The sequence below is a fragment of the Streptomyces sp. JL2001 genome, from assembly GCF_050917515.1.
GTDB lineage: Bacteria > Actinomycetota > Actinomycetes > Streptomycetales > Streptomycetaceae > Streptomyces.
Map to the genome: position 1 here is coordinate 5728624 of NZ_CP169421.1, position 24013 is coordinate 5752636.

The 24013-nt window shown below is 72.2% G+C and carries 20 protein-coding genes; 16 read left to right on the forward strand and 4 right to left on the reverse strand.

Annotated features, from left to right (window positions below; genetic code table 11):
- Positions 1-141: 141 nt before the first annotated feature.
- From ACE1OA_RS25545 to ACE1OA_RS25560, 4 genes are all read right to left on the reverse strand, one after another.
- Positions 142-2562: a transglutaminase TgpA family protein gene (locus tag ACE1OA_RS25545; RefSeq protein ID WP_432753447.1), complete on the reverse strand. Its 2421-nt coding sequence runs from the start codon at positions 2560-2562 to the stop codon at positions 142-144.
- On the reverse strand, positions 2559-3908 hold the full coding sequence (locus tag ACE1OA_RS25550; RefSeq protein WP_356603281.1) for a DUF58 domain-containing protein: 1350 nt from the start codon (positions 3906-3908) through the stop codon (positions 2559-2561). The genes ACE1OA_RS25545 and ACE1OA_RS25550 overlap by 4 nt, the downstream gene beginning before the upstream one ends.
- Positions 3908-4951 (reverse strand): AAA family ATPase, encoded by a 1044-nt coding sequence (locus ACE1OA_RS25555; protein ID WP_432753448.1) that lies wholly within the window; start codon positions 4949-4951, stop codon positions 3908-3910. Before ACE1OA_RS25555 ends, ACE1OA_RS25550 begins: the two co-directional genes overlap by 1 nt.
- Before the next feature lie 180 nt (positions 4952-5131).
- Complete coding sequence (locus ACE1OA_RS25560; RefSeq protein ID WP_356776363.1) at positions 5132-5677, reverse strand: beta-class carbonic anhydrase; 546 nt, start codon at positions 5675-5677, stop codon at positions 5132-5134.
- A 399-nt stretch (positions 5678-6076) separates the two neighbouring features.
- Here ACE1OA_RS25560 and rsmH point away from each other — a divergent pair, with 399 nt between their 5' ends.
- From rsmH to ACE1OA_RS25640, 16 genes are all read left to right on the forward strand, one after another.
- Complete coding sequence (rsmH, locus tag ACE1OA_RS25565) at positions 6077-7039, forward strand: 16S rRNA (cytosine(1402)-N(4))-methyltransferase RsmH (RefSeq protein WP_147977608.1); 963 nt, start codon at positions 6077-6079, stop codon at positions 7037-7039.
- 47 nt (positions 7040-7086) lie between these two features.
- A complete protein-coding gene (locus ACE1OA_RS25570) occupies positions 7087-7557 on the forward strand; it encodes an FtsB family cell division protein (RefSeq protein WP_356603450.1) in 471 nt (156 codons plus the stop codon).
- A gap of 5 nt (positions 7558-7562) precedes the next feature.
- On the forward strand, positions 7563-9575 hold the full coding sequence (locus tag ACE1OA_RS25575) for a peptidoglycan D,D-transpeptidase FtsI family protein (RefSeq protein WP_432754096.1): 2013 nt from the start codon (positions 7563-7565) through the stop codon (positions 9573-9575).
- Between the two features lie 16 nt (positions 9576-9591).
- Entirely contained in the window at positions 9592-11241 is a 1650-nt protein-coding gene (locus ACE1OA_RS25580) for a UDP-N-acetylmuramoyl-L-alanyl-D-glutamate--2,6-diaminopimelate ligase (protein ID WP_386542655.1), read from the forward strand.
- A 3-nt stretch (positions 11242-11244) separates the two neighbouring features.
- Complete coding sequence (locus ACE1OA_RS25585; protein WP_356603289.1) at positions 11245-12669, forward strand: UDP-N-acetylmuramoyl-tripeptide--D-alanyl-D-alanine ligase; 1425 nt, start codon at positions 11245-11247, stop codon at positions 12667-12669.
- Positions 12666-13736: a phospho-N-acetylmuramoyl-pentapeptide-transferase gene (gene mraY, locus ACE1OA_RS25590; protein WP_147977605.1), complete on the forward strand. Its 1071-nt coding sequence runs from the start codon at positions 12666-12668 to the stop codon at positions 13734-13736. Before ACE1OA_RS25585 ends, mraY begins: the two co-directional genes overlap by 4 nt.
- Positions 13718-15175 carry a UDP-N-acetylmuramoyl-L-alanine--D-glutamate ligase gene (murD, locus tag ACE1OA_RS25595; protein ID WP_432753449.1) on the forward strand — a complete coding sequence of 486 codons (1458 nt, stop codon included), beginning with the start codon at positions 13718-13720 and terminating at the stop codon, positions 15173-15175. Before mraY ends, murD begins: the two co-directional genes overlap by 19 nt.
- A gap of 55 nt (positions 15176-15230) precedes the next feature.
- Positions 15231-16568 carry a putative lipid II flippase FtsW gene (ftsW, locus tag ACE1OA_RS25600; RefSeq protein ID WP_356603294.1) on the forward strand — a complete coding sequence of 446 codons (1338 nt, stop codon included), beginning with the start codon at positions 15231-15233 and terminating at the stop codon, positions 16566-16568.
- 6 nt (positions 16569-16574) lie between these two features.
- A complete protein-coding gene (murG, locus tag ACE1OA_RS25605) occupies positions 16575-17669 on the forward strand; it encodes an undecaprenyldiphospho-muramoylpentapeptide beta-N-acetylglucosaminyltransferase (RefSeq protein WP_356603296.1) in 1095 nt (364 codons plus the stop codon).
- A gap of 161 nt (positions 17670-17830) precedes the next feature.
- Entirely contained in the window at positions 17831-18511 is a 681-nt protein-coding gene (locus tag ACE1OA_RS25610) for a cell division protein FtsQ/DivIB (RefSeq protein WP_386542651.1), read from the forward strand.
- A 280-nt stretch (positions 18512-18791) separates the two neighbouring features.
- Positions 18792-20006, forward strand: a complete 1215-nt coding sequence (gene ftsZ, locus ACE1OA_RS25615; RefSeq protein ID WP_356603300.1) for a cell division protein FtsZ — start codon at positions 18792-18794, stop codon at positions 20004-20006.
- Positions 20007-20016: 10 nt separating this feature from the next.
- Entirely contained in the window at positions 20017-20748 is a 732-nt protein-coding gene (gene pgeF / locus ACE1OA_RS25620; protein ID WP_356603302.1) for a peptidoglycan editing factor PgeF, read from the forward strand.
- Between the two features lie 16 nt (positions 20749-20764).
- On the forward strand, positions 20765-21484 hold the full coding sequence (locus ACE1OA_RS25625) for a YggS family pyridoxal phosphate-dependent enzyme (protein ID WP_356603454.1): 720 nt from the start codon (positions 20765-20767) through the stop codon (positions 21482-21484).
- 140 nt (positions 21485-21624) lie between these two features.
- Positions 21625-22248, forward strand: a complete 624-nt coding sequence (locus ACE1OA_RS25630) for a cell division protein SepF (protein WP_147977598.1) — start codon at positions 21625-21627, stop codon at positions 22246-22248.
- 74 nt (positions 22249-22322) lie between these two features.
- The gene (locus tag ACE1OA_RS25635) at positions 22323-22613 is read left to right on the forward strand and encodes a YggT family protein (protein WP_147977597.1); all 291 of its coding nucleotides are present in this window, start codon (positions 22323-22325) and stop codon (positions 22611-22613) included.
- Between the two features lie 55 nt (positions 22614-22668).
- Positions 22669-23769: a DivIVA domain-containing protein gene (locus tag ACE1OA_RS25640; protein ID WP_356603305.1), complete on the forward strand. Its 1101-nt coding sequence runs from the start codon at positions 22669-22671 to the stop codon at positions 23767-23769.
- Positions 23770-24013 lie beyond the last annotated feature (244 nt).

Sequence of the window (24013 nt, forward strand, 5' to 3'; positions counted from 1 at the left end):
CGGCCCGTCGCCGCCCGCCCCCGCGGTCTCGCTGCGCCACGGTGTCCACTGCCCCGCCCGCGCTCCGGCGAACCCGCCCATCGCCGCCCTGTGCTGTCCCCTCCCCGCCCGCGGCGGGGGAGGGGACAGCACGGGAAGGGTTCAGCCCTCGCCGCGGGACGGCCGGCGGACCAGCGTCGTCAGCCGGTCCGTCAGGGCCCGGCGGCGGGACGACCAGACGTCCGTCAGCGCCGCCCACCGGGCCGAGGCCGCCCAGAGCACCCGGGCCGCCGACCGGGGCGCGAGCAGGGCCCGCAGCCGGGTCCGCCGGCCGGCCGCCGCGTGGAAGCCCGCCCTGACCAGGGCGACCTCCTCCGCCAGGCCCGTGCCCGGCCGGGGCCGGGGGGCGTAGAGGACCTGCTCCACCGCCCGCGCCACCCGGTGCACCGCGTCGGCCGCCTCGCCGTCCAGGCCGCCCAGCCGGACGACCCGCGCGGCCGTCCGCCGCGGCGTCTGCGACTCGTCGGGTACGACCCCGTGGTCCCAGGCCGTGTCGTTGAGCTCCTGCCACGCGGCGAGCGTGCGCGCCGCCGCGTCCTCGGCGGAGCGGCCCGTGGAGCCGAGCCGCCGGGCCCGTACCCTCGTGCGCCACAGCAGGGGCGTGAGCGGCAGCGCCAGCAGCACGACCACGCCCAGCACGATCAGCACCACCGTCAGCGGCGGCACCCCGCCGTCGTCCGACGAGGCCCCGGCCGCCGCCGGGTCCGGGCCGCAGTCGCCCTGGCGGCGCATCCGCGGCGAGCAGCTCTCCGAGGCGCTCGGCGCGGCCGAGGGCTGGGCGGAGGCCGAGGCGCTCGGCTGGGCCGGTCCGGTCGGCGTGCCGGTCGGGGACTGGTCCCGGGTGTACTCCGGAGTGGAGCCCCGCGTCGGCGTCGGTTCGAACCGGGTCCAGCCCACGCCCTCGAAGTACAGCTCGGGCCAGGCGTGCGCGTCCCGGATGCCCACCGACAGCGTGCCGTCGGCCTGCGGGGTGCCCGGCATGAAGCCGACCGCCACCCGGGCCGGGATGCCCAGCGAACGGGCCATCGCCGCCATCGAGAAGGAGAAGTGGACGCAGAAGCCCTCCTTCTGGCGCAGGAAGCGCGAGATCGCCTGGACCCCGGTCCCCGACTCGACCTCGACGTCGTAGCGGAAGCCGCCGTCGCGTGCGAACCAGTCCTGCAGCTTCACGGCCCGCTCGTAGTCGTTCCGGGCGCCCCTGGTGACCGTCAGCGCCGTCGACCGCACGTCGGCGGGCAGCGAGTCGGGGACCCGCGTGTACTCGCTCCGCAGCTTCTGCGGGGGAGCGGAGGCCGCGCCCAGCTGCTCGGCCGTCGGCCGCACGTCCAGGCTCGTGACCTGGTACTCCGCGCCCTTGGTGTTCTGGCCGTCGTCGCCGACGAGCATCCGCCCGGCCGGTTCGAAGCGCCAGCGTCCGCCGATCGCCACCCGGGACGCCGGGTACGGCATCGGGAGCCACTTCTGCTCGTAGGTGCGGGAGGCCACGAAGTTGCTCGTCACCTCCTGGGCCCGGACGTCCTGGCCGAGCCCGTCCGGCCACGGCAGCAGCTCGGGCACGTCCTTGATCGGGCGGACCGAGGACTTCCACGAGGTGCCGTCGAACTGGTCGAGCGCCACGAGCCGCAGGTACATGCCGCTGGTGTCGGTCGCGTTGGTCCGGTAGCGGAGCACCTCGCGGTCCTCGGGCTGCCGCAGGTTGTCCTGGATGGAGACCAGCGGGTTCACGGCCGAGATGGTGCCGCCCTTGCCGCCGGCGCCCGGACCCTCGCCCGGGCCGCCGAACAGTCCGCCGGTGAGCCCCGGCAGCGCCAGCGGCACCACCAGCGCGACGCCCATCGCGACCACGCCGATCCGCCGGCCGGTCCGCACCGGGGCGAGCACCTGCCCGCTCTCGGAGACCCCCGAGCCCTGGCGGCCGGTGCGCGGCGCGCCGCCGAACACCCGCCCCCACTGCGAGAGCCGGTCGCGGCCCTCGGCGAGCAGGAGCAGCAGGTAGCCGGAGGAGGCCAGCAGGAACCACAGCCAGCTGGCGTCGCCGCCGGACAGGCCCGCGGCCACCGAGTACAGCGCCAGCAGGGGCAGTCCGGCCGGGGCCGCCGCCCGGAAGGTCACCGCGAGCGTGTCCACCAGCAGGCCGATCGCCACGACGCCGCAGACCAGCATGAGGCGGATGCCCTCGGTGTCCGGCGCGGGGGTGGCGTACCGGCCGACGTCCTCGGCGCCCGCCTGGAACAGTGCGGCGAACCGGGCGAACGCCGCCGGCCCGGGAACCACCCCGAGCAGCGCCTCCTCGCGGGCGAAGACCAGGGTCAGGGCGAGCAGCGTCACCACTGCCTGGGCCGTGATCGTCAGGGGCCGGGCCAGCGGCACCCGCCGGGTCAGCGCGCCGACCCCGCTCTGCAGCGCGAGCAGCAGCGCCGCGGTGAAGATCCAGGTGGCCGGCTTCACCAGGGGCAGCAGCGCGCCCGAGGCGGTCAGGGTCGCGCCGAAGGCGCCCACCGTCAGCCGTCCGCGCCCGCTCATGACCGTCCTCCCCAGGTGTCGCCCACGGTGCTCTCCGCGCGCATGCCGCCGGCCTGCTGCCACAGCTCGGCGAGTGCGGCGCCGGGCGGCACGGCCAGTGCCGTCCAGCCCGCCTCCCGCAGTTGCCGCAGCCGCTCCTCGACCGCGCCGGCGACCGCGCCGCCGGTCAGCCAGGAACCGCTGTCCAGCAGGAAGGCGACGGCCGCGCCGCTGCGCTGCCGCATCCGGGCGGCCAGCGCCGCCTGCTCCTCGTCGATGTCGCCGAAGAAGGCGACCAGCAGCCCTTCGTTCCCGCCGCGCAGCACGTCGTGAGCCCGCGAGATCCCGGCCCCGTCGGAATGGTCGACGACGGCGAGGGTGTCCATCATCAGGCCGGCCGCCTCGGCCGAGTCCTGCGACGAGCCAGCGAAGCCCTCGGCGCCGTCGCCCGGCACCGCGGTGCCGGTGTCGGTGAGCAGCCGGACCGAGTAGCCGCGCTCCAGCATGTGCACCAGGGCGGAGGCGGCGCCCGAGACCGCCCACTCGAAGGCCGAGTCGGGGCCCGCTCCCTGGTAGGCGAGGGCGCGGGTGTCGAGCAGCACCGTGCAGCGGGCCCGCTGCGGCTGTTCCTCGCGACGGACCATCAGCTCGCCGTAGCGGGCGGTGGAGCGCCAGTGGACCCGGCGCAGGTCGTCGCCGTGGCGGTAGGTCCGCGGAATGACGTCGTCGTCCCCGGACAGCGCCAGGGAGCGCTGCCGGCCGTCCCCGTATCCGGCCGCCTCGCCGGCCAGCCGCACCGGGGGCAGCGGCTCGGTCCGGGGCACCACGGTCAGCATGTCGTGGGCGCTGAAGGAGCGGGTCAGCTCGCACATCCCGAACGGGTCGTTCAGGCGCAGCTGGAGCGGCCCCAGGGGGAAGCGTCCGCGCAGGTCCGAGCGGACCCGGTAGGACACCTCGCGCCGGCCGCCCGCCTCGACCCGGTCCAGCACGAAGCGGGGCCTCGGCCCGAGCATGTACGGGACGTGGTCCTGGAGCATCAGCAGGCCGGTGGGCAGCTTCGACACGTTCTCCATGCGCAGATGGACGCGCGCCTCGGAGCCGACCGCCACCCGCTGGGGGGAGAGCCGGCGGCTGCCGGCGACGCGGTAGCGGGTGCGGTGCAGCACGCCGACGCAGATCAGCGGCAGTACGGCGAGCAGGAGTCCGACGCGCAGCAGGTCGCCCTGGCCGAGGACGTAGGCGCAGATCGCGGCGGCGATCCCGGCGGCGAGGAAGGACCGGCCGCGGGTGGTGAGCCCGCCCAGGGCGGCCCGCAGGCCGCCCTGACCGTCCCCCTGCTGCCCCTCCGGCCCGGCAGCGGTGGTCATCACAGCTGCCGGACGCCGGGCTGCTGCTGGCCGTAGAGCGGGCGGGCGCCCGTGGCGGGGGCCGGTCCGGCGGGCGGCGCGGAGGCCGGGACGGGCGTGCGCTGCAGGATGTCGAGCACGACCTGCTCCGCGGTGCGCCGGTTGAGCTGTGCCTGCGCGGTGGGCAGCAGGCGGTGGGCGAGTACCGGCACGGCCAGCGACTGGAGGTCGTCGGGCAGGACGTACTCCCGGCCGCTGAGGGCGGCGGACGCCCTGGCGGCGCGCACCAGGTGCAGCGTGGCGCGGGGGGAGGCGCCCAGTCTGAGATCGGGGTGGGTCCGGGTCGCGGCGACGAGGTCCACGGCGTAGCGGCGGACGGCGTCGGCGACGTGCACCCCCCGCACCGTCTCGATCAGCTTCAGGATGTCGTGGGCGTGCGCCACCGGCTGCAGGTCGTCCAGCGGGGAGAGGGCGCCGTGCACGTCCAGCATCTGGAGCTCGGCCTCGGGGCTGGGGTAGCCGATCGAGACACGGGCCATGAAGCGGTCGCGCTGGGCCTCGGGGAGCGGGTAGGTACCCTCCATCTCCACCGGGTTCTGGGTGGCGACCACCATGAACGGGCTGGGCAGCTCGTAGGTCTGGCCGTCCACGGTGACCTGGCGCTCCTCCAGCGACTCCAGGAGCGCGGACTGCGTCTTCGGCGAGGCGCGGTTGATCTCGTCGCCGATCACGATCTGCGCGAAGACCGCGCCCGGCTTGAACTCGAAGTCCCGCCGCTGCTGGTCGAAGATGGACACGCCCGTGATGTCCGACGGCAGCAGGTCCGGCGTGAACTGGATACGGCGCACCGAGCAGTCGATGGACCGCGCGAGCGTCTTCGCCAGCATGGTCTTGCCGACGCCGGGGACATCCTCGATCAGAAGATGTCCCTCGGCGAGCAGCACGGTCAGCGAAAGCCGTACGACCTCAGGCTTGCCCTCGATCACTGCCTCCACCGACCTGCGGATGCGCTCCGCTGCGGTGGTCAGATCTGCGAGGCTCGCTCGATCGTCATAGGTCGTCACCCGGCCCTCCTCGGCCCTTTCACCGGGCCGGGCGCCACTGACGGCCCGGCCCACCCCGACACACGGACACCGCTTTCCCGGGGGTTTCCGGGTGGTGCCACCGGAGCATTGTTGTTGCCCGTGGCTCGATGTGTCACTTGCCCGGGGACAAAACCGGTGTTTATGCCGGGGTTTGCCGGGTCAAGCCGGGTCGATCTCGCGCAGCAGACCGGTCGTCACGTCGAAGACGAAGCCCCGGACGTCGTCTGTGTGCAGGAGGAAGGGGGAGGTCCGCACCCGCTGCATCGACTGCCGGACATCCTGCTCGACGTCGCGGAACGCCTCGACCGCCCAGGACGGCCGCTGGCCGACCTCCATCTCCAGCTCGTGCCGGAAGTCCTCGGTGAGCGATTCCAGGCCGCAACCGGTGTGGTGGATCAGCACGACGCTGCGCGTCCCGAGGGCGCGCTGGCTGATCGTGAGGGAACGGATCACGTCGTCGGTGACGACACCGCCCGCGTTGCGGATGGTGTGGCAGTCGCCGAGCTCCAGGCCGAGGGCGCGGTGCAGGTCGAGGCGGGCGTCCATGCAGGCGACGACGGCGACGTTCAGGACGGGCCGGGCGTCCATGCCCGGGTCGGTGAAGGCCGCCGCGTAGCGACCGTTCGCCTCGACGAGCCGGTCGGTGACCGTCCGGTCCGACGCTATGGCGTCGGCGGCGTGGGAAGTGTGTGCAGAGGTCGACATGAGGTCGACGGTAATGGTCACAGGGCTCACCGGCCCGCTGTGAGAGCGGACAAAGAACGTCAATGAGCCTTGTTGTGAGGTAACCCACAGGCGTGAGGTGTCCGGGCCCGTACGGGTGATGTGCCCGGAATGTCGGTGTCGAGTCGCCGGCCTGCGCGACGCGCCAGCCGGTTGATTGACCGTCGGGGCCAGTGGACTAAAGTGACGCGGAGTTCACGGAGACATCGAGCGAATTCAGCGGATTCTCCCCCGCGTGTGCGGCGGTACGTACGGCTCGGCCTCCTCCCGCTCGCCGGCCGGCCGACGCGCCTTACCGGCGCCGGCCTGCCACTTCCCCTTTCTGCGAGCGGGCGGGGACCCGGTGGTGCGTACCTGCCGCGCCGGATCTGAGAGGGCGCATTGAGCAACGACCGCCACGTCCCGGTGATGCTCCAGCGGTGCCTGGACATGCTGGCCCCGGCCCTGGAGGAGCGCCCCGGCGCGGTGGTCGTCGACTGCACCCTCGGCCTCGGCGGCCACAGCGAGGCCCTGCTCCGCCGGTTCCCCGAGGCGCGGCTGATCGCCCTCGACCGGGACAAGGAGGCACTGCGGCTCTCCGGCGAGCGGCTGGCCCCGTACGGCGAGCGCGCCACGCTCGTGCACGCCGTGTACGACGAGCTGCCCGAGGTCCTCGACCGGCTCGGCGTCCCCCGCGTCGACGGCGTCCTCTTCGACCTCGGAGTCTCCTCCATGCAGCTCGACGAGGCCGACCGCGGCTTCGCCTACGCGCAGGACGCCCCGCTCGACATGCGCATGGACCAGACGACCGGCATGAGCGCGGCCGAGGTCCTCAACACCTACCCGGCCGGTGAGCTCGTCCGCATCCTGCGCGCCTACGGCGAGGAGAAGCAGGCCAAGCGCATCGTCTCCGCCGTCGTGCGCGAACGCGAGAAGGAGCCGTTCAGCAACAGCGCCCGCCTGGTCGAGCTGATCCGCGACTCGCTGCCGCAGGCCGCCAAGCGCACCGGAGGGAACCCCGCCAAGCGCACCTTCCAGGCCCTGCGGATCGAGGTCAACGGCGAACTGACCGTCCTGGAGCGGGCGATCCCGGCGGCCGTGAAGGCGCTCGCGGTGCGCGGCCGGATCGCGGTCCTGTCGTACCACTCGCTGGAGGACCGGCTGGTCAAGCAGGTCTTCGCGGCCGGCGCGGCGAACACGGCCCCGCCCGGCCTGCCGGTCGTGCCGGAGCGCTACCAGCCCCGCCTCAGGCTGCTCACCCGCGGCGCCGAGCTCCCCACGGAGGAGGAGGTCGCCGAGAACCGCCGCGCCGCCCCGGCCCGGCTGCGGGGCGCGGAGCGGATCCGGGAGGACGAGACCTCGTGACGGGGAAGGGGCCGCTCAAGGGGCGGGCCGCGCGGCTCGGGCGGCTCATGCCGTCGGGGCCCAGCACCGCCGCCCGCACGCCCTTCGTCCTGCTGGTCGTGGTCCTGCTCGGCGGCGGCCTGATCACCCTGCTGCTGCTCAACTCCGCCCTCAACCAGGGCTCCTTCAAGCTCAGCGAGCTGAAGAAGAAGACCACCGAGCTGACCGACGAGGAGCAGGCCCTCCAGCGGGACGTGGACGACTACTCCGCTCCCGACGCGCTGGAGCGGCGGGCCCGCGAGCTCGGCATGGTCCCGGGCGGCAGCCCGGCGTTCCTCGACCCCGACGGCACCGTGCGCGGCGAACCCTCCGAGGCCGACGCCCCCACGCCCGACCCGGCGCCGACCACGGCGAAGCCCACGGCCGGCGCCACGCCCACCACCGCGAGCACGTCCCCCGACACGCCGGTGCGGACGCCCGCGAACACCCCCGACACGCCGAAGACGACCGCGCCCGCCCCGACCAGATCCGGCAGGTGACCGCTGTGCCTCCCAAGGAGCCCCCGCGCCGGCGGGTGCCCGGCCCCGCCCGGCCCGCGTCCCCCCGGTCCGGCTCCGCCGGCCGCGGCGCCCGACCCGCGGCACCGCGTGCGGGCGCGCCGCGTTCGGGCGGGTCCCGCGCGAGCGCGCCACGCCGGCCCGCCTCCCGGCCCCCGGCCAGGCCGCGCACCATCCGGCTCGGCAGCCCCAAACCCCGGCTGCGGCTGATCTCCCTCGGGCTGACCCTGGTGATGCTGGTCTTCGTCGTCCGGCTGCTCCAGGTGCAGGCCGTCGACGCCAGCGCGTACGCCGCCAAGGCCGAGAAGCACCGCTACCAGGAGTACACGCTCTCCGCCGACCGCGGCGAGATCACCGACCGCGCCGGGATCGCCCTCGCGGCGAGCGTCGACGCCTACGACATCACCGCCGACCCCAAGCTCTTCACCCCCGAGGACAGCAAGGTCCGCGACGCGCCGGAACAGGCCGCCGCCCTCCTCGCGCCGCTCCTCGGCAAGGAACCCGCCGAACTCGTCGGGAAGCTCCGCACCCCCAAGTCGCGCTACGTCATGCTGGCCCGCAAGCAGACCCCGCAGGTCTGGAAGCAGATCAAGGACCTCAAGAAGGTCTACGAGCAGAAGGCCAAGGTCTCCCAGGGCGGCAACGGGATCAACCTGCTCGCCGGCATCATCAGCGAACCCAGCACCAAGCGCGTGTATCCCAACGGCGAACTCGCGGCCGGGATACTGGGTTACGTCAACGCCGAGGGCCGCGGCGCCGGCGGTCTGGAGTCCATGCTCGACGCGGAACTCGCCGGCAAGGACGGAAAGATCCGCTACGCCCAGTCCGGGGGCCGCCGGGTGCCCACCGCGGGCTCCAAGGGCACCCCGGCCGTGCCCGGCTCGGACATCGAGCTGACCATCGACCGGGACGTCCAGTGGGCAGCCCAGCAGGCGATCACCGAACAGGTGCGCGAGTCCCGGGCGGACCGCGGCTACGTGATAGTGCAGAACACCCGGACCGGCGAGGTGCTGGCCATGGCCAACGCCCCCGGCTTCGACCCCAACGACCTGTCCGCGGCCAACTCCACCGCGATGGGCAACGCGTCCCTCCAGGACGCCTACGAGCCCGGCTCCACCAGCAAGGTGATGTCCATGGCCGCGGTCCTGGAGGAGGGCGTGGCGAGCCCGGACACCCACGTCACCGTCCCCAACCGGCTGCACCGCGGCGACCGGCTGTTCAAGGACGACATCGACCACCCCACCTGGTACCTGACGCTCAACGGCGTCCTCGCCAAGTCGAGCAACATCGGCACGATCCTGGCCACCGGCCAGCTGGGCAAGAGCCAGGCCGAGTCCAACCGGGTCCTCTACTCGTACCTGCGCAAGTTCGGCATCGGCAGCCCCACCGGGCTCGCCTACCCGGGGGAGACCCCGGGCATCCTCGCCAAGCCCGAGGACTGGTCGACCTCGCAGCAGTACACGATCCCCTTCGGCCAGGGCCTGTCCGTCAACGCCATGCAGGCCACCTCGGTCTACTCGACCATCGCCAACGGCGGTGTCCGGATCGAACCCACGCTCGTACGCGGCACCAGGGGGCCGGACGGCCGCTTCACCCCCGCCCCCGCCCCGAAGCAGACCCGTGTGGTCAGCGCCAAGACCGCCAAGACCCTCGCGCAGATGCTCGAATCGGTGGTCGGCAACGAGGAGGGCACCGGCACCAAGGCCCGCATCCCCGGCTACCGGGTGGCGGGCAAGACCGGTACGGCCAACCGGGTCGACCCCGAACTCGGCCGCTACAAGGGCTACACCGCCTCGTTCGCGGGCTTCGCGCCCGCCGACGATCCCCAGATCACGGTCTACTGCGCCATCCAGAACCCGACCAAGGGCAGCTACTTCGGCGGCCAGATCTGCGGACCCATCTACAAGAAGGTCATGGAGTTCGCCCTCAAGACGCTCCACGTGGCCCCGACGGGCAACGCGCCCGCCCGGCTGCCCGTGACCTTCGCCGCCAGCGAGTGACGACCCGGGAGCACCAGTGACCACGATCATCCCAGATTCCGGGAACCGGAAATCGAACTCCGGCGACGTCCGGGCCTCTTTTGGCCCCGCGGCGGGTACGCCCGGTACGCTCACCGCCGTGCCACACGCTGATCAGTACCGAACCGCCCCGCCCCGTCCGGAGCAGGCCCGCCCCACACCCCTGGGCGATCTGGCCGCCCGGCTCGGCATCGAGACTCCCGGCACCGGTGACGTCTCGGGCATCACCCACGACTCCAGGGCGGTACGTCCCGGGGACGTCTACGCGGCCCTTCCCGGTGCCCGGCTGCACGGCGCCGACTTCGCCGCCCAGGCCGCCGGACTCGGTGCCGCGGCGATCCTCACCGACCCGTCCGGTGCCGACCGCGCCGCCGCGACCGGGTTGCCGGTGCTCGTCGTGGCGGACCCGCGCGGCCGCATGGGCGAGCTGGCCGCCGAGATCTACGGCCGGCCCGGTGAGGACCTCCTCCAGATCGGCATCACCGGCACCTCGGGCAAGACCACCACCGCCTACCTCGTCGAAGGCGGACTCCGGGCGGCCGGTCACGCGACCGGCCTGGTCGGCACGGTCGAGATGCGGATCGGCGACGAGCGCATCAAGTCCGAGCGCACGACCCCCGAAGCCACCGACCTGCAGGCCCTGTTCGCGGTCATGCGGGAACGCGGCGTCGACGCGGTGGCCATGGAGGTCTCCAGCCACGCCCTCGTGCTCGGCCGGGTCGACGGCTGCGTCTTCGACGTCGCCGTCTTCAACAACCTCAGCCCGGAGCACATGGAGTTCCACTCCGACATGGAGGACTACTTCCGGGCCAAGGCGCAGCTGTTCACGCCCCAGCGCAGCAGGCGGGGCGTGGTGAACCTCGACGACGACTACGGCCGCCGGCTGGCCGGCGAGTCCTCCGTCCCCGTCGTCACCTTCTCCGCCACGGGCGACCCGGGAGCCGACTGGCGCGCCGAGGACGTCGTCCTCGGCGCCGCCGAGTCGACCTTCACCGTCGTCGGCCCGAAGGGCGAGCGGATCTCCGCCACCGCCCCGCTGCCCGGCCCCTTCAACGTCGCCAACACCCTCGCCGCGATCGTCACCCTCGCGGTCGCCGGGACCGACCCGCAGACCGCCGCGGACGGCGTGGCCGCCGTGCCCGGCGTCCCGGGCCGCCTGGAGCGCGTCGACGCGGGCCAGCCCTACCTGGCCGTCGTCGACTACGCCCACAAGACCGACGCCGTCGAATCGGTCCTGCGCTCCCTGCGCGAGGTCACCGAGGGCCGGCTCCACGTCGTGCTCGGCTGCGGCGGCGACCGCGACACCACCAAGCGCGGCCCGATGGGCGCCGCGGCGGCCAGGCTGGCCGACACCGCCGTACTGACCTCCGACAACCCCCGCTCCGAGGACCCGCTCGCGATCCTCGTGGCGATGCTCTCGGGCGCGGCGGAGGTGCCCGCGGACGAGCGCGGCGACGTCCTGGTCGACGCCGACCGGGCCGCGGCCATCGCCGCGGCCGTGGCGCGTGCCCGGCCCGGAGACACCGTGCTCGTGGCGGGCAAGGGCCATGAGCAGGGGCAGGACATCGCCGGGGTGGTCCGCCCCTTCGACGACCGCCGGATCCTGCGCGAAGCGATTGAACGCAGCCTCAAGAACAGTCAGGGATAAGTAGTGATCGCCCTCTCCCTCGCCGAGATCGCCGAAATCGTCGGCGGGCAGTCGTACGACATACCGGATCCGGCCGCACTGGTCACCGGTCCCGTCGTCATCGACTCCCGCGAGGTGAAGACCGGCAGCCTCTTCGCCGCCTTCGCCGGTGAGCACGTCGACGGCCACGACTACGCGGTGCGCGCCGTCGAGGCGGGCGCGACGGCCGTCCTGGCCGCGCGCCCCGTCGGCGTGCCCGCCATCGTCGTGGCCGACGTCCAGAGCGCCCTCGGAGCCCTCGCCCGCGCGGTCGTCGAACGCCTCGGCACCGACGTCGTCGCGCTCACCGGCTCCGCCGGCAAGACCTCCACGAAGGACCTGATCGCCCAGGTCCTCCAGCACCACGCCCCCACCGTGTGGACCCCCGGCTCGCTCAACAACGAGATCGGGCTGCCGTTGACCGCGCTGCGCGCGGGCGACGACACCCGGCACCTCGTCCTCGAGATGGGCGCCCGGGGCATCGGCCACATCCGCTACCTCACCGGACTGACCCCGCCGCGCATCGGACTCGTCCTGAACGTGGGGACCGCCCACATCGGCGAGTTCGGGGGCCGCGAGCAGATCGCGCAGGCCAAGGGCGAGCTCGTCGAGTCCCTGCCGCCCGCCGACCGGGGCGGCGTGGCGGTCCTCAACGCCGACGACCCCCTCGTCCGCGCCATGGCGTCGCGCACCCGCGCGCGCGTGACGCTGTTCGGAGAGTCGGACGAAGCGGCCGTACGTGCCGAGAACGTCCGGCTCACAGCGAGCGGACAGCCCTCTTTCAAGCTCCACACACCCACCGGGTGCAGTGACGTGACCTTGCGCCTGTACGGTGAGCACCACGTGTCGAACGCGCTCGCCGCGGCCGCCGTCGCGCACGAGCTGGGCATGCCCGTCGAGGAGATCGCCACCGCGCTCTCCGAGGCAGGGACCCTGTCGCGCTGGCGCATGGAGGTCACCGAGCGTTCGGACGGCGTGACGATCGTCAACGACGCCTACAACGCCAACCCCGAGTCCATGCGGGCCGCCCTGCGCGCGCTCGCGGCCATGGGGCGGGCGACTCGGGCCCAGGGGGGCCGGACGTGGGCGGTGCTCGGCAGGATGGCCGAGCTCGGTGACGCGTCGCTCGTCGAGCACGACGCGGTCGGACGGCTCGCCGTCCGGCTCAACGTCAGCAAGCTCGTGGCGGTCGGGGACAGGGAAGCGTCCTGGTTGCAACTGGGCGCTTATAACGAGGGTTCGTGGGGTGAGGAGTCGGTGCACGTGTCCGACGCGCGGGCGGCGATCGACCTGTTGCGCAGTGAGCTGCGCCCGGGAGACGTCGTGCTGGTGAAGGCGTCCAGGTCGGTAGGCCTCGAACAGGTCGCCCTGGCACTGCTCGACTCCGAGAGCGAGGTTTCCGGCCGATGAGGCAGATCCTCTTCGCGGGGGCCATCGGGCTCTTCCTGACCCTGATCGGCACCCCGCTGCTCATCAAGCTCCTGGCGCGCAAGGGGTACGGGCAGTTCATCCGCGACGACGGCCCGCGCGGCCACGCCGGCAAGAAGGGCACGCCCACCATGGGCGGCATCTCCTTCATCCTGGCCACGCTCATCGCGTACGCGCTCGCCAAGGTCATCACCGGCGAGGACCCGACGTACTCGGGCGTGCTGGTGCTCTTCCTGATGGCCGGCATGGGCCTCGTCGGCTTCCTCGACGACTACATCAAGATCGTCAAGCAGCGGTCGCTGGGCCTGCGGGCCAAGGCGAAGATGGCCGGCCAGCTGATCGTCGGCATCGCCTTCGCCGTGCTCTCGCTGCAGTTCGCCGACCTGCGCGGACTCACCCCGGCCTCCACCCGGCTCTCCTTCATCACCGACTTCGGCTGGGCCATCGGACCGGTGCTGTTCGTGGTCTGGGCGCTGTTCATGATCCTGGCCATGTCCAACGGCGTGAACCTGACGGACGGTCTGGACGGCCTGGCCACCGGCGCGTCGGTGATGGTCTTCGGCGCCTACACCTTCATCGGGCTCTGGCAGTTCCAGGAGTCCTGCGCCAACGCCATGACGCTGACCAACCCGAACGCCTGCTTCGAGGTCCGCGACCCGCTCGACCTCGCGGTCGTCGCCTCCGCCCTGATGGGTGCCTGCTTCGGCTTCCTGTGGTGGAACACCTCGCCCGCCAAGATCTTCATGGGTGACACCGGCTCCCTGGCGCTCGGCGGCGCGCTCGCCGGCCTCGCCATCTGCTCGCGCACCGAGCTGCTGCTCGCCCTGCTCGGCGGGCTCTTCGTGATGATCACGATGTCCGTGGTCATCCAGGTCGGCTCCTTCAAGATGACCGGCAAGCGCGTCTTCCGGATGGCCCCCCTCCAGCACCACTTCGAGCTCAAGGGGTGGTCCGAGGTCCTGGTCGTCGTCCGGTTCTGGATCATCCAGGGCATGTGCGTGATCGTGGGCCTGGGCCTCTTCTACGCGGGATGGGCAGCCGAAAAGTGAGCACGGATCAGCAGGTCCCCGACTGGCAGGGCAAGCGCGTCACCGTCGCCGGGCTCGGCGTGAGCGGCATCCCCGCCGCCCGCGTCCTGCACGGCCTCGGCGCGGTCGTGACCGTCGTCAACGACGGCGACGACGAGCGCTCCCGGGCGCAGGCCGCCGAGCTGGAGGCGGAGGGCATCGCCGTCCGCCTCGGCGACGGGGCGACCCTGCCGGAGGGCACCGAGCTGATCGTCACCACGCCGGGCTGGCGCCCCGACAAGCCCCTGTTCGCCGCCGCCGCCGAGGCGGGCGTCGAGGTCTGGGGCGACGTCGAGCTGGCCTGGCGGCTCCGCGGCCCCGGGGCCGCCCCCTGGCTCGCGGTCACCGGCACCAACGGCAAGACCACGACCGTCCGGATGCTCGCCTCGATCCTGGAGGCGGCCGGACTGCGGACCGCCGCCGTGGGCAACATCGGCGTCTCGCTGCTCGACGCCGTCCTCGACCGGGAGACGTACGGCGACCTCGACGTCCTCGCCGTGGAACTCTCCAGCTACCAGCTCCACTGGGCGCCCTCGCTGCGCGCCCACTCGGCCGCCGTGCTCAACCTGGCGCCCGACCACCTCGACTGGCACGGCTCCATGGAGGCGTACGCCGCCGACAAGGGCCGGATCTACGAGGGCAACACCATCGCCTGCGTCTACAACGCGGCGGACAAGGCCACCGAGGACCTGGTCCGCGAGGCCGACGTCGAGGAGGGCTGCCGGGCGATCGGCTTCACCCTCGCCACCCCCGGTCCCTCGCAGCTCGGCGTCGTCGAGGGCATCCTGGTCGACCGCGCCTTCGTCGAGAACCGGCAGAAGCAGGCCCAGGAGCTGGCCGAGGTCGCGGACGTGAACCCCCCGGCCCCGCACAACATCGCCAACGCCCTGGCCGCCGCCGCCCTGGCCCGCGCCTACGGCGTGGAGCCCAGGGCCGTACGGGACGGGCTGCGGGCCTTCCGCCCCGACCCGCACCGCATCGAACTGGTCGAGGAGATCGAGGGCGTCGTGTACGTCGACGACTCCAAGGCGACCAACACCCACGCGGCGGAAGCCTCGTTGGCGGCCTACGACCCGATCGTCTGGATCGCCGGCGGCCTCGCCAAGGGGGCCACGTTCGACGAGCTCGTCAGCCGGTCGGCCAAGAGGCTGCGCGGCGTCGTGCTGATCGGCGCCGACCGCGCGCTGATCCGCGAAGCCTTGGCGCGACACGCCCCCGAGGTCCCGGTGGTGGACCTCGACCGGACCGACACTGGGGCGATGTCCGCGGCGGTCCGCGAGGCGGCCGGCCTCGCCCGGCCCGGAGACACGGTCCTGCTGGCCCCGGCCTGCGCCTCGATGGACATGTTCGCCAACTACAACAAGCGGGGCGAGGCGTTCGCGGACGCGGTCCGTTCCCTCGCCACGACCGGGCGCGCCTGACCTGACCAGCAAGGAGGTCCGGCGGAGCCGGGCACGACTGGAGGGGACAGCGACCATGCCGAGCAGAATCGTGGGGACCCGTCGGCCGTCCGCCGCACGCGGCGCCGGCCGCACCCCGCCGCCGCGCACGCCACGCGCCGGCGGCGTGCGGCGGACCTTCGAACAGGCCCGCCGCGCCTGGGACCGGCCGCTGACCGCGTACTACGTGATCTTCGGGGCCGGGCTGCTCATCACCACCCTCGGCCTGGTGATGGTCTACTCGGCGTCGATGATCACGGCGCTGCGCTACGACCTCGTCCCCTCGTACTTCTTCCGCAAGCAGTTCTTCGCCGCGATCCTCGGTGCCGCGCTGCTCCTGGTGGCCTCCCGGATGCCGGTCCGGCTGCACCGCGCGCTCGCCTACCCGATCCTCGTCGGCGCCGTCTTCCTGATGGTGCTGGTGCAGATCCCGGGGATAGGGCACGCGGTCGGCGGCAACCAGAACTGGATCTCCCTGGGCGGCCCGTTCATGCTCCAGCCCAGCGAGTTCGGCAAGCTCGCGCTGATCCTGTGGGGTGCCGACCTGCTGGCCCGCAAACAGGACATGCGGCTGCTGACCCAGTGGAAGCACATGCTCGTGCCGCTGGTCCCGGTGACGTTCATGCTGCTCGGGCTGATCATGCTCGGCGGTGACATGGGCACCGCGATCGTGCTCAGCGCGATCCTCTTCGGCCTGCTGTGGACGGCCGGCGCGCCCACGCGGCTCTTCGTCGGCGTGCTCGCCTTCGCCGGCGGGATCGGCTTCCTGCTGATCAAGACCAGCGAGAACCGGTTGAAGCGGTTCGCCTGCATCGGTGCCACCGACCCCGGCGGAGAGGGTGCTCCCTGTCTGCAGGCCGCACACGGCATCTATGCTCTGGCATCAGGCGGATGGTTCGGTTCCGGTCTCGGTGCAAGTGTGGAAAAATGGGGCCAACTACCCGAAGCACACACTGACTTCATCTTCGCCGTCACCGGGGAGGAACTGGGTCTGGCGGGGACGCTGTCGGTACTCGCCCTGTTCGCGGCTCTAGGCTATGCGGGTATCCGCGTGGCCGGAGGCACGGAGGACCCCTTCGTGAGGTACGCCGCGGGAGGTGTGACCACGTGGATCACGGCCCAGGCCGTGGTCAACATCGGTGCGGTGCTCGGTCTGCTGCCGATCGCCGGGGTCCCGCTCCCGCTGTTCTCCTACGGGGGATCGGCCCTGCTGCCGACCATGTTCGCCGTCGGGCTGCTGATCGCCTTCGCGCGACAGGAACCCGCCGCGAGAGCGGCCCTGGCCATGCGGCGCCCCAACTGGGGAAAGCGGGCCGGGATGAGATGGAAGTCGATGCGACGGCGTGTCAAGAAGCGTCCGTCCGGAGAGCGGTGAATTTCGGTGCATGTCGTACTCGCCGGCGGGGGGACCGCCGGCCACATCGAGCCGGCGCTCGCCCTCGCGGACGCCCTGCGCAGGCAGGACCCGAGCGTGGGGATCACGGCGCTCGGCACGGAGAAGGGTCTGGAGACCCGTCTCGTGCCCGAGCGGGGCTACGAGTTGGCCCTCATCCCCGCCGTCCCGCTGCCGCGCAAGCCCACCCCCGAGCTGATCACGGTCCCCGGGCGGCTCCGCGGCACCATCAAGGCCGCCGAGCAGATCCTGGAGCGCACCAAGGCGGACTGCGTGGTCGGCTTCGGCGGCTACGTGGCCCTGCCCGGCTATCTGGCCGCCAAGCGGCTCGGAGTGCCGATCGTGGTCCACGAGGCCAACGCGCGGCCCGGCCTGGCCAACAAGATCGGGTCCCGGTACGCGGCCGGGGTCGGCGTCGCCACGCCCGACTCCAAGCTCCGCAACGCCCGCTACATCGGCATCCCGCTGCGGCACACCATCGCCACCCTGGACCGCGCCCGCATGCGCCCGGAGGCGCGCGCCGCGTTCGGTCTCGACCCGAACCTGCCGACCCTGCTGGTCTCCGGCGGCTCACAGGGCGCCCGGCGGCTCAACGAGGTCATCCAGCAGATCGCTCCGGTGCTCCAGCGCTCGGGGATCCAGATCCTGCACGCGGTGGGCCCCAAGAACGAAGTGCCGCGCGTCGACAACATGCCCGGTATGCCGCCGTACGTACCGGTACCGTACGTGGACCGGATGGATCTCGCGTACGCCGCGGCCGACATGATGCTCTGCCGCGCGGGCGCCATGACCGTCGCCGAGCTCTCCGCCGTCGGGCTTCCGGCCGCTTACGTCCCGCTGCCCATCGGCAACGGCGAACAGCGGCTCAACGCCCAGCCGGTGGTCAAGGCCGGCGGCGGACTGCTGGTCGACGACGCGGAGCTGACGCCGCAGTGGGTCCAGGGCAACGTCCTGCCCGTCCTCGCCGATCCGCACCGGCTGTACGAGATGTCCCGCGCCGCGTCCGAGTTCGGCCGCCGGGACGCCGACGAGCTGCTCGTCGGCATGGTGTACGAGGCGATCGCCGCCCACCGGCAGGGATAGGGCGGCAGCGGAAGGCAGGGGAACGCCAGGTGGCAGCCGGACCGACGACAGCCGAGAAGAGCGGCGCGAGCAAGCCGGAGGGGTCGTCGGACCGGTCACCCCGCCCGGGTATCCGGAATCGCCGTGAGGGGCGTTTCCGGGTCCCCGGGCCGCGGTTGCTGATGATCGCCGCGGCCCTCGTCCTGCTCGTCGCGAGCGGGATCTGGGCGCTCTACGGCTCCTCGTGGTTCCGGGTCGAGCAGGTCACGACGTCCGGCACGCAGGTTCTGACGCCACGTGAAGTGGAGGCGGTCGCGGCCGTTCCGGTCGGGGCTCCGCTCGTCTCCGTCGACACCGAGGCGATCACGTCGCGACTGCTGCGGGGACTGCCCCGGATCGACACCGTCGAGGTCGTCCGTTCCTGGCCGCACGGAATCGGTCTGAAAGTGACGGAACGCAAGCCGGTCCTCTTGCTGGAAAAGGGCGGAAAGTTCATCGAAGTGGACGCCACCGGAACGCGTTTCGCCACGGTGGACCGGGCACCGCGCGGAGTGCCGAAACTCGTCCTGGACGTCTCCGCCTCCCCGAGCCTCCGCCGCTTCGACGCGGACCGGCTGCTGCTCGAAGCGGTGGGCGTGACGGGCGAACTCCCGGAGAAAGTCGCCCGGGACGCTCGTGTCGTGCGCGTCGCCTCGTACGACTCCATCACTCTGGAACTCGGCGGGGGCCGTACGGTCTTCTGGGGAAGCGGCGAGGACGGCGAGGTCAAAGCGCGCGTACTGGTCGCTTTGATGAAAGCAACCCCCAAAGCAGGGCACTTCGATGTAAGCGCCCCCACAGCCCCTGCGGCAGCCGGGAGTTGACCTTCATCGTCGCTGGCCAGGACCCTGGTTGGCCAGCGCTACGGGTGATCACATAGGGTGAAAAGAAAAACGGGAGGTTCGGCGTGTTCGTTGAACGTGCGCCACTTGTCGACTTAGTGTCCTGTTCGGAAGAGTCCAGCGAACAGAGACACTGGTAACCCTAAACTTCAAGGTTAGGGTTCGGGTCGGCGTTTCGGACCGTCCCAATCGGCATCCGTCGTCGCAACGCGACTACCACCGCGAAGCGGCGACACGTAACTCGAGGCGAGAGGCCTTCGACGTGGCAGCACCGCAGAACTACCTCGCAGTCATCAAGGTCATCGGTGTCGGCGGCGGTGGTGTCAATGCCATCAACCGAATGATCGAGGTCGGTCTCAAGGGCGTCGAGTTCATCGCCATCAACACGGACGCGCAAGCGCTGTTGATGAGCGACGCCGACGTCAAGCTCGACGTCGGTCGTGAACTCACCCGGGGCCTCGGCGCCGGGGCCAACCCGGCCGTCGGCCGCAAGGCGGCAGAGGACCACCGTGAGGAGATCGAGGAGGTCCTCAAGGGGGCCGACATGGTCTTCGTCACCGCCGGCGAAGGCGGCGGCACCGGCACCGGCGGCGCGCCCGTCGTCGCCAACATCGCGCGCTCTCTCGGCGCCCTGACGATCGGTGTGGTCACCCGGCCGTTCACCTTCGAGGGCCGCCGTCGCGCCAACCAGGCGGAGGACGGCATCGCCGAGCTCCGCGAAGAGGTCGACACCCTCATCGTCATCCCGAACGACCGGCTGCTCTCGATCTCGGACCGTCAGGTCTCCGTGCTCGACGCCTTCAAGTCGGCCGACCAGGTGCTGCTGAGCGGTGTGCAGGGCATCACCGACCTCATCACCACCCCCGGTCTGATCAACCTCGACTTCGCCGACGTCAAGTCGGTCATGTCCGAGGCCGGTTCGGCGCTCATGGGCATCGGTTCCGCCCGCGGCGACGACCGCGCGGTGGCCGCCGCGGAGATGGCGATCTCCTCGCCGCTCCTGGAGGCCTCCATCGACGGCGCCCGCGGCGTGCTGCTCTCCATCTCCGGTGGCTCGGACCTCGGTCTCTTCGAGATCAACGAGGCCGCGCAGCTGGTGAGCGAGGCCGCCCACCCCGAGGCCAACATCATCTTCGGCGCCGTCATCGACGACGCCCTGGGCGACGAGGTGCGGGTCACGGTCATCGCGGCCGGCTTCGACGGCGGCCAGCCGCCGGCCCGCCGGGACAACATCCTCGGCTCGGCCTCGGCCAAGCGGGAGGAGCCGACCCCGGCGCCGCGCGTCACCGAGACCCAGCGCCCGCTGGGCGGACTCGGCACGGTCACGCCGCGGGAGGAGCCGGCCGCGCCGGCCGAGCCCGTGCCGTCGGTCAACGAGTCCCCGGTTCAGCCGCCCGTACCGCCGGCGGTCCCCTCCGCGCGCCCCTACCCGGACACGCAGGCGGAAGAGCTGGACGTCCCGGACTTCCTGAAGTGATCCGGTCGACGTGATAGGGCAGCACGACCACACGAGCGGCGCGCACTTCGCCTTCACCGACAGGTGGGGCGGGGTGAGCGCCGTTCCGTACGAGGAGCTGAACCTCGGCGGCGCGGTGGGGGACGACCCCGCCGCCGTCCTGGCCAACCGGGCACGAGTCGCCGCGGCCCTGGGACTCGACCCGGCGCTGGTCGTCTGGATGAACCAGGTGCACGGGCCCGACGTCGCGGTGGTCGACGGCCCCTGGGCCGCGGACCGCGAGATCCCGTCGGTGGACGCGCTCGTCACCGCCCGACGCGGACTCGCCCTGGCGGTCCTCACCGCGGACTGCACCCCCGTCCTGCTCGCCGACCCCGTCGCCGGGGTGGTGGCCGCCGCCCACGCGGGGCGGCCCGGCATGGTGGCCGGGGTCGTCCCCGCCGCGGTGAAGGCGATGGTCGATCTCGGCGCGGAGCCCTCCCGCATCACGGCCCGGACCGGGCCCGCCGTCTGCGGGCGCTGCTACGAGGTCCCGCGGGAGATGCGGGCCGAGGTCTCCGGGATCGAGCCGGCCGCGTGGGCCGAGACCTCCTGGGGCACCCCGGCCGTCGACGTCACCGCCGGAGTGCACGCCCAGCTCGAACGGCTCGGGGTCCGGGACCGGCGGGCCGACGGGATCTGCACCCGCGAGTCGGGCGACCACTACTCGTACCGCCGCGATCGCACCACGGGGCGACTCGCGGGATATGTCTGGTTGGACTGAGAGAGACATGACGGGCATGACGGGCCGCAAGGCCGAACTCGCCGAGAACCTGGCGCGGGTGGAGGAGCGGATCTCGGCCGCCTGTGCCTCCGCCGGGCGCGAGCGGGAGGAGGTGACCCTGATCGTGGTCACCAAGACCTACCCCGCGAGCGACGTCCGGTTGCTGCACGAACTCGGCGTCCGCGACGTCGCCGAGAACAAGGACCAGGACGCGGCCCCCAAGGCCGCCGCCTGTGCGGATCTGGACCTCCGCTGGCACTTCGTCGGCCAGTTGCAGACCAACAAGGTCCGTTCTGTGACGGGTTATGCGGATGTCGTGCAGTCGGTCGACCGCCTGAAGCTCGTGACGGCGCTGTCGGCGGCGGCCGGGAAGGCCGGCCGGGAGCTGGGATGTCTGCTCCAGGTCGCCCTCGACGCCGAGTCGGGCGCGCGGGGCGACCGGGGCGGCGTGGCGCCGGACGGCATCGAGGAGTTGGCCGCCGCGGTGGACGCGGCACCCGGACTGAGGCTCGACGGACTGATGACCGTCGCCCCGCTCGCCGGTCCGTACGCGGGGCGGCGACGAGCGGCTTTCGACCACCTCATGGATTTGTCGACTGCCCTGCGCGCGACCCGTCCGGCTGCGAACATGGTGTCGGCGGGGATGAGTGCGGACCTCGAGGAGGCCGTGGCGGCCGGAGCGACACATGTGCGCATCGGTACGGCGGTACTGGGTGTCCGCCCCAGGCTCGGGTAACGTCGCCAAGCAAGTCGGACCACAGCAGAAAATATGGTCATTCCCACTGATAGGTGGGCAGACCCCGTGGATCGCGGGCACTTGGTGACACTGCGGCCCTTGCGCAAGGGCGATCCACCACAGAGCGGAGGACTCAGAGAATGGCCGGCGCGATGCGCAAGATGGCGGTCTACCTCGGCCTCGTGGAGGACGATGGGTACGACGGCCGGGGATTCGACCCCGACGACGACTTCGAACCCGAACTGGAGCCGGAGCCCGAGCGCGACCGGCGCCACCACCAGCCCCCTCGCCAGCTGGAGCGTGAGGAGCCGGTCCGCGTGGTGGCCCAGGCCGCCCCCCGCGAGCCGGTTGCCCATTCCGCCCCGCTTTCCGCCGAAAGCGGACGCCCGGCTCGCATCGCCCCCGTGGCGTCCATCACACCTGAACGCCCGAGCCTGGAGAAGAACGCACCGGTGATCATGCCCAAGGTCGTGTCCGAGCGGGAGCCCTACCGCATCACCACTTTGCACCCGCGGACCTACAACGAGGCCCGTACCATCGGGGAACACTTCCGCGAGGGCACCCCGGTGATCATGAATCTCACGGAGATGGACGACACGGATGCGAAGCGACTTGTCGACTTTGCCGCCGGACTCGTCTTCGGGCTCCATGGCAGCATTGAGCGCGTGACGCAGAAGGTGTTCCTGTTGTCGCCTGCTAACGTCGATGTCACGGCGGAGGACAAGGCCCGCATCGCAGAGGGCGGATTCTTCAACCAGAGCTGAGAACACGAGACCGGAACGGGCCGGCCGCGAGGCCGGGCAAGCGAGAGTAAAGCCAGGGGAGAGGGAAGCGCGGGATGGGCGTCGCACTACAAGTGGTCTACATCGCTCTGATGTGCTTCCTCATCGTGCTGATCTTCCGGCTGGTCATGGACTACGTCTTCCAGTTCGCCCGCGCATGGCAACCCGGCAAGGCGATGGTGGTCGTTCTCGAGGCCACCTACACTGTCACCGATCCACCGCTCAAGCTTCTGCGGCGGTTCATCCCGCCGTTGCGTCTCGGGGGCGTGGCACTCGACCTGTCCTTCTTCGTTCTGATGATCATTGTCTACATTCTGATCTCCGTCGTGAGCAGCTTCGCGAGGTGAATGTGGACGATACGGTCTTGCCGACTGCCGACGACTACGTAGAGGTGAAGAAGAGATGCCGTTGACCCCTGAGGATGTGCGGAACAAGCAGTTCACGACCGTCCGCCTCCGAGAAGGCTACGACGAGGACGAGGTCGATGCCTTCCTCGACGAGGTCGAGGGTGAACTGACCCGCCTGCTCCGCGAGAACGAGGACCTGCGCGCCAAGCTGGCCGCCGCGACGCGTGCCGCCGCGCAGAACCAGCAGCAGGGCATGCGCAAGCCGCCGGAGCCGCAGGATCGTCCCGGCGGTCCCGGTGCCCCCGTGCCCGCCGCCATATCCGGTCCGCCGGTCCAGCAGCAGCCCCCGCAGATGGGCCCGCCGCAGCTGCCGTCCGGTGCCCCGCAGCTTCCCGCCGGCCCCGGCGGACACGGCCCCGGCCCGATGCAGGGCGGCCCCATGGGCGGCCCCGGTCCGATGCAGGGCGGCCCCATGCAGGGCGGCCCCATGGGTCAGCAGATGGGCGGCCCCATGGGTCACCCGCAGCAGCAGATGCAGCCGCCGATGCAGCAGCAGGGTCCGGGTGGCGACAGCGCCGCTCGTGTCCTCTCGCTGGCCCAGCAGACGGCCGACCAGGCGATCGCGGAGGCCCGTTCCGAGGCCAACAAGATCGTCGGCGAGGCCCGGTCGCGCGCCGAGGGCCTGGAGCGGGACGCCCGTGCCAAGGCCGACGCGCTGGAGCGGGACGCGCAGGAGAAGCACCGCGTCGCGATGGGCTCGCTGGAGTCGGCCCGCGCCACGCTGGAGCGCAAGGTCGAGGACCTGCGCGGCTTCGAGCGCGAGTACCGCACGCGTCTGAAGTCCTACCTCGAGTCGCAGCTGCGCCAGCTGGAGACCCAGGCCGACGATTCGCTGGCTCCGCCGCGGACCCCGGCCGCGGCCTCCCTGCCGCCGGCCCCGTCGATGGCCTCGGCGGGTGCGGGTGCCCCGTCGTACGGCAACGGAGGCATGGGTGGTGCTCCGTCCATGGGCGGTGGCCCGTCCTACGGCGGCCAGCAGCAGATGTCCCCGGCGATGACCCAGCCGATGGCACCGGTCCGGCCGCAGGCGCCGCAGCCGATGCAGCAGGCGCCGGCGCCGATGCGCGGCTTCCTGATCGACGAGGACGACAACTGACGGCAGGCGGTGGCGTGACCACCGCGTAGCCGTCGGCAGGCTGCAAGGGCCGGGCCCCTGGGAGACCAGGGTCCCGGCCCTTCGCCGTACCCGGGGACGGCGCACGCCCCGGGGCCCGGTCCGGCCCCGGGTACGGCGAAGGGCCGGGACACACTCCCTGGCCCGGTCCGGCCCAGGGCCCCTCCGGTCCGCGGCCGCGAGGCCCCGGGAGCCGGGCCGGCACCGCCCCGGCCCGGGTCGGGCT